The sequence below is a fragment of the Flavobacterium artemisiae genome (assembly GCF_042678225.1).
GTDB classification, from domain to species: domain Bacteria; phylum Bacteroidota; class Bacteroidia; order Flavobacteriales; family Flavobacteriaceae; genus Flavobacterium; species Flavobacterium artemisiae.
In genome coordinates this window covers 762,878-776,716 of sequence record NZ_JBHUDZ010000012.1, presented here as the reverse complement: position 1 = coordinate 776,716, position 13,839 = coordinate 762,878, and the positions used below count along the sequence as shown (strand labels likewise).

General features: G+C 34.5%; 10 protein-coding genes. All 10 read right to left on the bottom strand.

The window, feature by feature from the left end; translation table 11 throughout:
• Nucleotides 1–381: 381 nt before the first annotated feature.
• Nucleotides 382–1,308: a tRNA epoxyqueuosine(34) reductase QueG gene (gene queG, locus ACFSC2_RS14040; RefSeq protein WP_379814796.1), complete on the bottom strand. Its 927-nt coding sequence runs from the start codon at nt 1,306–1,308 to the stop codon at nt 382–384.
• Nucleotides 1,305–2,651: a cytochrome P450 gene (locus tag ACFSC2_RS14035; RefSeq protein WP_379814797.1), complete on the bottom strand. Its 1,347-nt coding sequence runs from the start codon at nt 2,649–2,651 to the stop codon at nt 1,305–1,307. The genes queG and ACFSC2_RS14035 overlap by 4 nt, the downstream gene beginning before the upstream one ends.
• A 5-nt stretch (nt 2,652–2,656) precedes the next feature.
• Nucleotides 2,657–3,679 carry a Holliday junction branch migration DNA helicase RuvB gene (gene ruvB, locus ACFSC2_RS14030; protein ID WP_379814798.1) on the bottom strand — a complete coding sequence of 341 codons (1,023 nt, stop codon included), beginning with the start codon at nt 3,677–3,679 and terminating at the stop codon, nt 2,657–2,659.
• Between the two features lie 111 nt (nt 3,680–3,790).
• The gene (locus ACFSC2_RS14025) at nt 3,791–5,593 is read right to left on the bottom strand and encodes a cytochrome c oxidase subunit I (protein ID WP_379814799.1); all 1,803 of its coding nucleotides are present in this window, start codon (nt 5,591–5,593) and stop codon (nt 3,791–3,793) included.
• 29 nt (nt 5,594–5,622) lie between these two features.
• On the bottom strand, nt 5,623–6,813 hold the full coding sequence (locus ACFSC2_RS14020) for a cytochrome c oxidase subunit II (protein ID WP_379814800.1): 1,191 nt from the start codon (nt 6,811–6,813) through the stop codon (nt 5,623–5,625).
• A gap of 19 nt (nt 6,814–6,832) precedes the next feature.
• The gene (locus tag ACFSC2_RS14015; RefSeq protein ID WP_379814801.1) at nt 6,833–8,230 is read right to left on the bottom strand and encodes a quinol:cytochrome C oxidoreductase; all 1,398 of its coding nucleotides are present in this window, start codon (nt 8,228–8,230) and stop codon (nt 6,833–6,835) included.
• 27 nt (nt 8,231–8,257) lie between these two features.
• Nucleotides 8,258–8,803, bottom strand: a complete 546-nt coding sequence (locus tag ACFSC2_RS14010) for a c-type cytochrome (RefSeq protein WP_379814802.1) — start codon at nt 8,801–8,803, stop codon at nt 8,258–8,260.
• An 8-nt stretch (nt 8,804–8,811) separates the two neighbouring features.
• A complete protein-coding gene (locus ACFSC2_RS14005; protein ID WP_379814803.1) occupies nt 8,812–9,336 on the bottom strand; it encodes a DUF3341 domain-containing protein in 525 nt (174 codons plus the stop codon).
• Nucleotides 9,329–10,732, bottom strand: a complete 1,404-nt coding sequence (nrfD, locus tag ACFSC2_RS14000; RefSeq protein WP_379814804.1) for an NrfD/PsrC family molybdoenzyme membrane anchor subunit — start codon at nt 10,730–10,732, stop codon at nt 9,329–9,331. Before nrfD ends, ACFSC2_RS14005 begins: the two co-directional genes overlap by 8 nt.
• A gap of 34 nt (nt 10,733–10,766) precedes the next feature.
• A complete protein-coding gene (locus ACFSC2_RS13995; protein WP_379814805.1) occupies nt 10,767–13,826 on the bottom strand; it encodes a TAT-variant-translocated molybdopterin oxidoreductase in 3,060 nt (1,019 codons plus the stop codon).
• Nucleotides 13,827–13,839 lie beyond the last annotated feature (13 nt).

Below are 13,839 nucleotides of genomic sequence, written 5' to 3'. Positions count from 1 at the left end.
ATTTTCTCTATAAACTTTTTACAAAAAATACGAAGCGTTTGGACCATAGTCATGTTAGGTTCAAGACACAATGTTGTCTCAAGGTTAAATTAATGTAGTTTTGGAGCAGCGAAAATATGCAAAGCCCTCATTACTAAATACATTAACTCGACAAACTACACAGAAAAACGTTAAACAACATAATTTAACTATTGTTAAAGAAATACGAATAGTTAAAATTTTGAATAATAAACAACGAAATAGTAAGAAATAGCTTAAATATTAGTCAAAAAACAAAAAACAAGGTATTTAGCTACAAATACGATAAGAAAAAGAGTGATTTAAACAACGTAATTTCTTATACAAATAAGACAACATACTGACAATCAATTTTATAAAAACCTATTTTAAGAATGCAATATTTCTTTTAAGCCCTTCAAATTTTGTTCTTTTTATTGGTGAATTTTTAAAAACAACTTTAAAAGTTTCTTCCGTAATTTCATTCCAATCCTTTTTAGAAAAAGACAGTAATTCAGAATTAGGACTAAACAATGGTTCTGAATGTGGTTTAGAAAATCGATTCCAAGGACAAACATCTTGGCAAGTATCACAGCCAAACATCCATTCGTCAAACTTACCACGCATTTCTGACGGAATATTCTCTTTCAATTCAATTGTGTAATAAGATATACACTTACTTCCGTCAACAACATACGGAGCTACAATTGCTTGTGTGGGACAAGCATCTATGCAGGCTGTACAGGAACCACAATGATCTGTAACTGCATAATCATATTCTAAATCCAAATCGATGATTAATTCGGCTATAAAATAAAACGAACCTACTTTTTGAGTTATTAAGTTACTGTTTTTTCCTATCCATCCTAAACCGCTTTTTGCAGCCCAGGCTTTGTCCAAAACAGGCGCTGAATCGACAAAAGCACGACCCGAAACTTCTCCTATATTTTCTTGAATCGAGTGTAATAATTCTTTTAATTTATCCTTAATCACAAAATGATAATCCTGTCCGTAAGCATATTTAGAAATCTTAAAACTCTCTTCATTCTGCAGTGAGTCTGGATAATAATTTAATAAAAGTGACACTACACTTTTACCATCTTCAACCAATATAGTCGGATCTAGCCGTTTATCAAAATGGTTCTCCATATAAGCCATTTGACCATTACGATTATCCTTCAGCCACTTTTCCAAACGAGGCGCTTCTTGTTCCAAAAAACCAGCTTTAGAAATACCACAAGACAAAAAACCAAGTCTTTTAGCTTCTTCTTTTATAAATTTTGAATATATTTCTTTTGAATTAATGCTCATCTTTTAGAAAATGACACTTCAACATTCACAGGTTTTAAAGTAACCAACGGATTGAATTCAATTGCTGCCTTCTCAGCTTTTATTTCATATTTTTTTACAATCTGAGTAATCGCCAAACACATTTCGTACATAGCAAAACCAGCTCCAATACACATTCTAGGTCCAGCGCCAAAAGGATAAAAATAAGGCATTGAAAGTTTCTTTTGATCGCCTAAAAATCGCTCAGGAATAAATTCATCCGGATTATTCCAGTACTTTGGGTTTCTATGTAATTCAAAAAATGAAATCCCGATTAATGTCCCTTTTTTTATATTAAATTGAGCCAACGAATCGTCTTCAACATTTTGCCTGTCTGTAATCCATGCCGGAGGATATAAACGCATTGATTCGTTCAAAACAGCAGTCGTATATACCATCTTTTGAAGCTGTTCTATAATATTATCAGTTTCTGACTCTATTGCAGTTATTTCATCAAATATTTTTTGTTGTACTTCTGGATTTCTGCCTAAAAGATGAAGAGTAAAAGTCAATGCATTTGCGGTAGTTTCATGTCCGGCAATAAACAAAACTTTAATCTCATCTATTAATTGTTTCATTGACATACCCTCACCCGTATCTTCATAACGAGTCTCCATGAGCATATTTAATAAATCATTAAACGCTGCTTTTGATGAATTTCTATCTTCAATTATTCCTTGAATGATTTTATCATTTTCTTCAGCTAATTTTAGATGTTTCTTCACCTGACCACTCAATGAAAACCAAAATGCTTTATGCGGAAGTCTGATTTCTTTAACCAAAAATTTTTGAACTTCTTCTATAATAAATTTGATCCTAACTAATTTGTCTTCAGAAATAGAAAGTTCAAATAAAGATTTTGCAACCACATTAAAAGCCAGCTGGCTCATAACAGGAAAAATATCAATAGTCTTTCCTTCTTCTAAATGATCAATTTCAAGTGAAATCGTTTTATTGATATTAGCCACCAGCAGATTCATTTTTTGTTTATGAAATGCCGGTTGAATAAGACGTCTTTGTTTAAGCCAAAAATCTCCGTCACTAGTCAAAAGACCATTTCCTAAATATTTGGAAAGATAAACCGATTGAAACTTAGACTTATTGTAATTCTTTTGATTTTTAACTAAAATATATTCTGCAATTTCATTATCACGAGATAAAACAATGTATTTTGAATAACCAATCCGAATAGAAAAAGAATCGCCAAATCTTTCAAAATACTTTTTATGGAAAGGAATAGGGTTTCTTCGAACACCTTCAGCATCCAAAAAAAATCTCAAAATTGATAATTTTGCAGGGTAATTATATTTTACTTCAGAAGACATAAAATTTAAAATAACCCTCCCTGAATATTAGTGTTTATTTTTCCTAGATGTTTATACGCTTTATCGGTAACTTCACGTCCTCTTGGAGTACGCATAATAAACCCTTCCTGAATTAAAAATGGTTCATAAACTTCTTCAATTGTTTCGCTGCTTTCAGAAACTGCGGTCGCTAAAGTCGATAAACCAACAGGCCCACCTTTAAACTTATTGATAATTGTAAGTAAGATTTTATTATCCATTTCATCCAAACCATGCGCATCAACATTTAATGCTTTCAAGGCATATCTAGAAATTTCCAAATCAATTCTTCCATTCCCTTTAATTTGAGCAAAATCACGAACTCTTCTCAATAACGCATTTGCAATACGCGGCGTACCGCGGCTTCTTCCTGCGATTTCGATTGCTGCTTCTAAATCAATAGGCATTTTTAGAATTGAAGCACTTCGCTCGACAATTGTAGTCAAAAGTTCGGTTGTATAATATTGTAATCTTGAAGAGATTCCAAAACGTGCTCGCATAGGAGCGGTCAAAAGTCCTGAACGAGTTGTTGCTCCGATCAAAGTAAAAGGATTTAAATTGATTTGAACTGTTCTAGCATTGGGACCAGATTCAATCATAATATCAATTTTAAAATCTTCCATCGCCGAATATAAATATTCTTCAACAACAGGACTTAAACGATGAATTTCGTCAATGAATAAAACATCTCTTTCATCAAGATTGGTAAGCAATCCAGCCAAATCACCAGGTTTATCCAAAACAGGACCAGAAGTAATTTTAATCCCTACCTCAAGTTCATTCGCTAAAATATTAGCAAGTGTTGTTTTTCCAAGACCAGGAGGCCCATGAAACAAAGCATGATCAAGAGCTTCACCTCTTTGATTAGCTGCAGCAACAAATACTTTTAAATTTTCTAAAACCTGATCTTGTCCGGCAAAATCATCAAATGACAGCGGACGTAATTTTTTCTCAAGATCTAACTCTTCAGAATTATAACCTTTTGTAGTGGGATCTAAATTCTCATTCATTTTACAAAGATAGGCAAAGTTATTAGTTTGTAAAAAGTAATGATGCATTCAAAAATTGATTTTGAAGCAAATAAAAAAAGCCGCTTAGAAAAGCGGCTTTTTAAAATATTTTTAGTGGTGTAAAACTTGTTCACCTTCTTTCATTGGTACATTTTGCGGTACAAAATCTACATCATGATTTGGGTTACTGTAGTCATACGGCCAACGGTATACATGAGGAATTTCTCCTGGCCAGTTTCCGTGAATATGCTCTACAGGAGTTGTCCATTCTAAAGTTGTAGATCTCCAAGGATTCTGAACTGCTTTTTTACCGTAGAAAATACTACTAAAGAAGTTGTATAAGAATACTAATTGGAACGCACCTCCAACAAGAGCGAATGTTGTAATTAAAACATTCACATTTTGTAAATCATCAAATAATGGGAAGTTTGTATTTGTATAATAACGTCTTGGTAAACCAGCTAATCCTATAAAGTGCATTGGGAAGAAAACTCCATAAGCACAAACCGCCGTAATCCAGAAGTGAATATAACCTAAGTTTTTGTTCAACATTCTTCCGTACATTTTAGGGAACCAGTGGTAAATACCAGCAAACATACCGTAAAGTGCAGAAATACCCATTACTAAGTGGAAGTGAGCAATTACGAAGTATGTATCGTGAACGTTAATATCTAAAGTACTATCTCCTAAAATGATTCCTGTTAAACCTCCAGTGATGAAAGTAGAAACCATTCCGATTGAGAACAACATAGCAGGGTTAAACTGTAAGTTACCTTTCCATAAAGTTGTAATCCAGTTAAATGCTTTTACAGCAGATGGAATTGCAATCAATAAAGTAGTAAATGTAAATACAGATCCTAAGAAAGGATTCATACCTGAAATAAACATGTGGTGACCCCAAACGATTGTAGATAAAAATGCAATTGCAAGAACTGACATAATCATCGCTCTGTATCCAAAGATTGGTTTACGAGAGTTTGTAGCCATAATTTCAGATACAAGACCCATTGCTGGTAAGATTACGATGTAAACCTCAGGGTGACCTAAGAACCAGAATAAGTGCTCAAACAATACAGGAGAACCACCTTGATAGTGAAGAACCTCTCCAGCAATGTAAATATCTGATAAGAAGAATGAAGTACCAAAACTTCTATCAAAAATCAATAATAAAGCCGCAGATAATAATACTGGAAATGAAATAACACCAATAATAGCTGTTACAAAGAAAGTCCAAATTGTAAGAGGAAGTCTAGTCATAGACATACCTTTAGTTCTCAAGTTAAGAACAGTAACAATGTAATTTAAAGATCCCATTAAAGAAGATGCAATAAAGATAGCCATTGAAACTAACCATAAAGTCATACCAGTTCCAGATCCTGGGATCGCTTGTGGCAAAGCACTTAATGGAGGGTAAATTGTCCATCCAGCAGAAGCAGGACCTGCTTCAACAAATAAAGAACATAACATTACAACTGCAGATAAGAAGAACAACCAGTATGAAATCATATTCATAAATCCAGAAGCCATATCTCTTGCTCCAATTTGAAGTGGAATAAGTAAGTTACTAAAAGTTCCACTTAAACCAGCTGTTAGTACAAAAAATACCATGATAGTACCGTGAATTGTAACTAAAGCCAGATAAATATCGTTAGCCATTACACCATCAGGTGCAAATTTATCTCCTAATAAAACATTAAATATCTTGAAAGACTCTTCCGGCCACGCTAATTGCATTCTAAATAATAAAGACATCGCAATACCAATGATTCCCATAATAATACCAGTAATCAAGTATTGTTTAGCAATCATTTTGTGGTCTATACTAAAAATATATTTAGTAATAAACGTGTCTTTATGATGATGTTCGTGCTCGTGATCGTGTCCGTGATCGTGATCGTGCGCTTCTGCTGACATATATGTGTACTTTAAATTTTCTAAATTAATTATTTCATCGCAACTTTAGCTACAGCCGCTTTTACAGTATCAACAACTGCTTTTACAGTATCGACAACTTTTGCAGCAGAATCTGTAGTTGGAGCAACTCCTTCAGCTGGTTTCTCAGCAGCTTTAGCCGCTTTGATATCCTGAGATAAAGTAGTTTTTTCACTTAACCATTTTTTATAATCTTCTGGAGTATCAACAACCACTTTCATTTGCATGTTGTAGTGAGAAGCTCCACAGATTTTATTACATAACAATAAGTAATCAAATGTGTAAGGATCTAAAGCTGTACCTCCTTTTGCAAGTAATTCAGCACTTTTTTCTGCTCTTAGTTTATTGATGTGTGCAACCTTTTCAATCATAAAAGGTAATTCTCTATATTCTGCTGTTGTATATGTTGGTACAAAAGCAAACTCAGTAACCATACCAGGAACACAGTTCATTTGTGCTCTAAAGTGAGGAAAATATGCAGAGTGCAAAACATCTTGAGAACGCATCTTGAAATGTACTTTTTTACCTTTTGGAATATGAAGCTCAGTTACTACGATATCATCCTGAGAGTTTTTATCAGACATATCAACACCTAAAGTGTTAATACCTTCAATTAAACGTACATTCGCTTTACCTAAAGTATTATCAGCTCCTGCGTATCTTGCAGTCCATTTAAACTGCTGTGCGTATAATTCAATTTCAATTACATCTTCATCTTTATCAACAAACATGATATTGTTCCAAGCGTACAATCCATAAAGAATTAAACAAGCCAAAACAACAGAAGGAATAATACTCCAGATAGCCTCTAATTTATTACTATCTGCAAAAAATAAAGCTTTTCTATCTTTGTGTCCTCTATTTTTAAAAGAAAACCAATACAATAAACCTTGAGTAATAACTTGAACAGTAAAGATTAATACCCATGTAATGTTCATTAAGTTATCGACTAAAAGACCGTGCTCAGAAGCTGGTGTATGAAGAGCTAAATTTCCCCATTTAAGCAAACCATAAATTGTAAATATATAAATGAAGGCTAAAAAGCCAAACATAATATATCCTTGAACATTATTATCATTATCTGATGCAACTTGAGAATCGTCAGAAGATGTCCCTACCTGAGTAAGATCAAATATCTTCGTCAATTGCCACAATGCAATTGCTAATAAAACTAAAACTATAATTACCAACAAACTTGTCATCTGTTTACTTCTTTAAATATTAATAATGAAAATGTTTACTTTCTTCAATGAAAGGATTTCTTTTTGCTAACAGAGGTACTTTAGTAAGTGCAGTAAATACAACAAATATAAATAAACCTAAGAAGAAAAGAATAGATGCAATTTCAGGAACTCCAATAAACCATTTATCTCCAACCGTAGCAGGCATAATCATATTAAAGAAATCTACATAATGACCTAATAAAATTACTATACCAGCCATTCCTACTACCCAGTTAAGACGTTTGAAATCTGTATTAATTAAAATCAATAATGGGAAAACAAAGTTCATAACTACAGCTCCAAAGAAAGGTAAATTATATAACTGAATTCTTGTAACAAAATAAGTTACCTCCTCAGGAATATTAGCATACCAAATCAACATGAATTGAGAGAACCATAAATAAGTCCAGAAAACACTAATACCAAACATAAATTTAGCTAAATCATGAATGTGACTTGTATTAACATATTCTAAATAACCTTTTGATTTTAGGTAAATAGTTACCAAAGCAATAGTTGTAATACCACTTACAAAGAAAGAAGCAAAAACATACCATGCAAACAAAGTACTGAACCAGTGAGGATCGAAAGACATAATCCAGTCCCAAGCCATAATAGATTCAGAAACAATAAAGAAAACTAAGAATCCAGCAGATGCTTTAAAGTTCTTTTTGTAGAAAAGATCATCATTTGCTTCATCTTGAGCTAAACAGTTTTTTCTAGAAAAATGACGGTATACGTTCCATCCTAATAAAAAGATAGCTGCTCTTACAATCCAGAAAGGGAAATTTAAATATCCTGATTTACCAGCAATAATTGCATCATAATTTGCATGTTTAGGGTCAGTAACACCTTCTGCCAACCAAACAAAAATATGATTAAAATGTAATCCGCATAATACTAAAAGAATGAAAAAGATAACAGAACCTACTGGTAAATAAGCTGTTATTCCTTGCATAACTCTAAATAAAACTGGAGACCATCCTGCTTGAGCCACTTGTTGAATAGCGTAGAACGCTAAAACTCCCATAGAAAGAAGTAAAAAGAAAATACAAGCAACATATACTGCTGACCAAGGTTTATTTTGCAATTGGTGCAACACGTGCTCTAAATGTTTTTCATGCTCATCAGCACCAGAAACTTTTGCATGCTCACCACCTTCGTGTGAATCATGTGAAGCTTCAGCAGCTGCTTCGTGATGACCTGCTTCTTTGTGAGATGCCTCCGCTTTTTCTTCATGTGCAGTACCATGAGAACCATGTGCATCTGCAGCTAGTATTTTTTCAACTTCTTGAATATCTTTTGGTGCACTTAAAAAACCATACCCAATTCCTAATAACCCAACGGCCATTAAGATGATAGAAAAAGTTTTTAATTTACTTGAAAATGTATACATATCTATTACGATCAGTTTGTTCAACAATTATAATTGGCTTTTTAGTTTCAGAACATAGTCAGCAACTAACCAACGTTCGTGAGCACTTAATTGATTTGCATGTGAACCCATTGCATTTAAACCATAAGTCTCAACATGAAAGATACTTCCTTCTGTGATAACTCTGTCTTTATAGCTAGGTACTCCAAGAAATTTTTCTCTTTCAACCAATTTACCTTTACCGTTTCCAGTAGCGCCATGGCAACTGATACAGTAAATTTCGAAAAGTTCTTTTCCTTTTCCAGAGTTTTTCTCTTCTTCAGTCAAAGGCGATTTTAAATTAGCTTTCGCTGCTTCATACCCCGCTGTCGAATTCTCATATTCGTAAGGTTCAAAACCTCTATTGATAGTTCCTGCAACAGGAAGCTGTCCTTCTTTTCCTCCTTTAAATATTTTTGCTTCTGTGTAAGGCTCGTAAGCAACAGATTCATACATATTAGGGAAATACTGATAGTTTGGTGCCGAATTATTGTGGCAAGATGAAACTAAAATAGTTATACCAACTAAAAGTGTTATTTTATATATCCTTTTCATAGCTACAATTAATTCTTATCAATTACTTTAACTTCAACAGCTCCAGTTCCCTCAAAGAAAGATACTAATTCTGCTTCGTTATCATTTACTGCAACTTCCATTAAGAAATGGTCATCAGTAGTTCTAACATCTGGGTTTTCAGCTTCTTTAAATGGCCATAATCTACTTCTCATATAAAAAGTGATTACCATTAAGTGAGCAGCAAAAAATACTGTCATCTCAAACATAATTGGCACAAAAGATGGCATATTTTGAATGAAACTGAAACTTGGCTTACCACCAATATCTTGAGGCCAGTCATGAATCATGATATAACTCATCATTGTTGTAGCAACAGAAATACCAACACATCCGTATAAGAAAGCACATATTGCTAATCTAGTTGGCGCTAATCCCATGGCTTTATCCAATCCGTGAACTGGGAATGGAGTAAAAACCTCTTCAATATGATGATGTGCAGCTCTAGTTTTCTTTACTGCATCCATCAAAACGTCATCGTCATTATAAATGGCGTATATTACTTTATTACTCATGATGTGAATCTTTACTATTTGCTCTTTCTCTAATGTAATTATCTCCAGTTCCTTTCAAAATTGTTTTAACCTCTGCCTGAGCAATTACAGGGAAAGTTCTTGAATACAATAAAAACAATACGAAGAAGAAACCAATTGTTCCGATGAAAATTCCAATATCAACAAATGTTGGTGAGAACATTGTCCAAGAAGATGGAAGGTAATCTCTATGTAAAGAAGTAACAATAATTACGAATCTTTCAAACCACATACCGATGTTTACTACAATCGAAATAATGAATGAGAACATGATACTAGTTCTTAATTTTTTGAACCACATGAACTGAGGAGAGAATACGTTACAAGTCATCATAGACCAGTAAGCCCACCAGTAAGGTCCAGTTGCTCTATTTAAGAATGCATATTGCTCATATTCCACACCTGAATACCAAGCTACAAATAACTCAGTGATGTACGCTACACCTACAATCGAACCTGTAATCATGATAATGATATTCATCAATTCGATATGCTGTAATGTGATATATGCTTCAAGATTAGAAACTTTTCTCATAACGATCAACAATGTGTTTACCATCGCGAATCCAGAGAAAACCGCCCCAGCAACGAAGTATGGAGGGAAAATTGTTGTATGCCATCCAGGAATTACCGAAGTAGCAAAGTCCATAGATACAATAGTGTGTACAGAAAGTACAAGAGGAGTAGCTAAACCAGCTAATACTAAAGATACCTCTTCAAAACGCTGCCAGTCTTTTGCTCTACCACTCCATCCAAAACTTAAGATAGAATAAACTCTTTTGTTAAATGGAGTTATAGCTCTATCACGAAGCATTGCAAAGTCAGGCAATAAACCAGTCCACCAGAAAACTAATGATACTGAAAGATACGTTGAAATCGCGAATACGTCCCAAAGTAATGGTGAGTTAAAGTTAACCCATAGTGATCCAAATTGGTTTGGAATAGGTAATACCCAGTATGCTAACCATGGACGACCCATGTGGATAATTGGGAATAAACCTGCTTGTACTACAGAGAAAATGGTCATAGCTTCCGCAGAACGGTTAATAGCCATTCTCCAACGCTGACGGAAAAGTAATAATACCGCAGAAATTAATGTTCCGGCGTGACCAATACCTACCCACCAAACGAAGTTAGTGATATCCCAAGCCCAACCAACTGTTTTATTTAATCCCCATGTTCCGATACCGGTAGATACGGTGTAAATTATACAACCTAACCCCCAAAGGAAGGCTACTAATGCGATTGTAAATACAATCCACCATTGTTTATTTGCAGGTCCTTCAACAGGCGCTGCCACATCTACAGTTACATCGTGATAAGTTTTATCACCTATAACTAAAGGTTTTCTAATGGGTGCTTCGTAATGAGACGACATAATCCTTTATATTGTTTCTTAATTAATAATTTTACTAAGTATTTCTAACTTTTACATGATAGAAAACGTTTGGTTTTGTACCAACATGCTCTAATAAGTGATAAGCTCTTTCGCTTTCAGCTAATTTAGCAACTGCGCTTTCTTTATCATTTACATCTCCAAATACCATTGCTCCAGAAGAACAAGCAGCAGAACAAGCACAAGCATTGTTAAACTCATCTTTAGCTACTACTCTACCTTCGCGTTTAGCTTGAAGGATTACAGCTTGAGTACTTTGGATACAGAAAGAACATTTTTCCATAACTCCACGAGAACGAACGTTTACGTCTGGGTTTAATACCATACGACCTAAATCGTCATTCATATGATAATCGAATTCACTGTTTTTGTTATACAAGAACCAGTTGAAACGACGAACTTTATAAGGACAGTTATTTGCACAGTAACGAGTACCAACACATCTGTTATAAGCCATGTGGTTTTGACCTTGACGACCGTGAGATGTTGCCGCAACTGGACAAACTGTCTCACACGGTGCGTGATTACAGTGCTGACACATTACTGGTTGGAAAGCTACTTGTGGATTATCACCTGGTTTTTCCATTTCATTAAATGTAGATAATGAACTTGATAAACCTGCAATTCCTTCTTTTCTTTCGTTATCACCTTCAAAAGTGCTTTCAGAAGAATAATATCTATCGATACGCAACCAGTGCATATCACGACTTCTTCTTACCTCTGCTTTACCAACAACAGGAACGTTGTTTTCAGCGTGACAAGCGATAACACAAGCTCCACATCCTGTACAAGCATTTAAGTCGATTGAAAGGTTGAAGTGGTGACCAGTTGTACGATCAAATGATTCCCATAAATCTACAGTTGTAGCTTCAACTTCTTGGTGATCTAAAGATACCATTGGTTTTTCATTCCAATGTTCAGCATCTTTAGTATTGAATATTTCTAAAGAAGTTTCTTTGATAATATCACCTCTACCCATTAACGTTTTCTGACCTTGAACACAAGCAAACTCATGCTCTCCTCCAGCTTTCGCTATAGAAACAGATTGAACTCCATTGAAACCTTTATATAAAGCGTAAGCATTTAAACCTACTTGCATTTCTTCTTTCAAAGACTCTTTACGACCGTAACCAACTGCTAAACCAACAGTTCCAACAGCTTGACCTGGCTGAACGATAACTGGAACATTCTCCAATTTAGTACCATCAGCGATAGTCAATGTAGCATAACTACCATTTAAACCTCCGTTAGCAACAATTTCGTTAGATAAACCAAGTTTCTTAGCATCAGCATTTGAAACAGTAACATAGTTATCCCAAGAAACTCTTGTAATTGGATCTGGAAACTCTTGCAACCAAGGGTTATTTGCTTGCTGTCCATCTCCCATACCCGTCTTAGTATACAATACTAATTCGAATTCTCCTGAAGACTTAGACTTTGAAACTGAATTTGCAGCAGCAGCAACGTCTATAGAACCACCAGCTAATGCAGTAGATCCAACAACATACACACCATCATGTAATACTTTGTTCCAAGAAGATCCCGCTGTAAATACAGCTGAATTTGCTTTTAAATAATCGTAGAAAGTACCAGCGACACCATTTAACGACAATAAAACATCTTGAAATTGTTTTGTATTAAAAATTGGGCGAATAGTTGGCTGTGTTAAACTATAAGTACCTTTAGTAATTTCTACATCTCCCCAAGACTCTAAATAGTGAGGAGCTGGAGCAGCAACAGTAGAAATAGAAGCCGTTTCGTCATCTTTCAATGCGAAAGTAACAGAAGTCTTAACTTTTTTCAATCCAGAAACGAAAGCAGTAGAATCTGCTAAAGTATATACTGGATTAACACCGCTCATAATTAAAGTATGAACTTTTCCTGCTTCCAAGTCTTTAATTAATTGAGAAACGACAGCATTAGAACCTTTTCTAATTTGTCTTGTTCCTGCAGTACTAAAAGCTTCACTAACCAACGCTTGGTTGATAGCTAAAACTAATAACTGAGCATTTTTATCTTCAATTCCAGATACTAAAACTCCTTTTGAACCAGCAGCTTTAAGTTGTTGAGCAGCTTTCACTACTTCAGCTTTAAACTTACCATCCAAAGCAACAGGAACAGAAGCACCTACAACAATATTATAAATTTGAACTAAAGCTTGTTTTTGATCAGCTGTAGTCATTGGAACACGCTTATCAGCAGCAGCTCCAGATAATGTCATATTAGATTCAAATTGGAAATGACGAGACATTTTTCCATTTTGAGGAATACGTCCTTGTGCATATCCAGAATCGTATCCACCACCTTGCCAGTCTCCTAAGAAATCAGCACCAACAGATACAATTAAAGAAGATTTAGAAAAATCATAATCCACTAAAGCTCTTTCACCGTAAGCTGCTTCAAAAGCATCTAAAGCATCAGATGAAGAAACTGCATCATAAACAACGTGTTTAGCATTTGGATTTTTAGCAATAAATTCTGCTATTAATTTTTCTGTAGATGGGCTAGCCAAAGTATTTGTTAACAATACTACTTGACCACCTTTAGCTTTTGCTTCTGCCAAACTTGATTTGATTTTCAAATCAACAGCTGACCAGCTGCTGTTTTTCCCATCAACTCTTGGCTCTTTTAAACGACCGCTATCATATAATCCTAAAATAGATGCATGAATTCTAGCGTTCGCAGAAAATTTAGCTCCAGCGATTGTATTGTTTTCAATTTTAATTGGACGACCCTCACGAGTTTTAACCAAAAGATTAGCAAAATCAAAACCATCAAATACTGTAGTTGCATAATAATCTGCAACACCAGGAATGATTTGTTCTGGTTGTAATACATAAGGGATAGACTTGTGAACAGGACCTTCGCAAGCAGCTAAAGTAACAGCTGCAGTACTAAACCCTACGTACTTTAAAAAGTCACGACGTGAAGTTCCAGATGTAGATAAAGCCTCAGCGTTACCTAAAAACTCATCAGTTGGAATTTCTTCAACAAATTCGTTATTTCTAAGCGCCTCAACAATAGAGCTATTTTCTAGCTCCTCAACACTTTTCCAGTATTTTTTGTTTGATGACATTGTATATAAATAT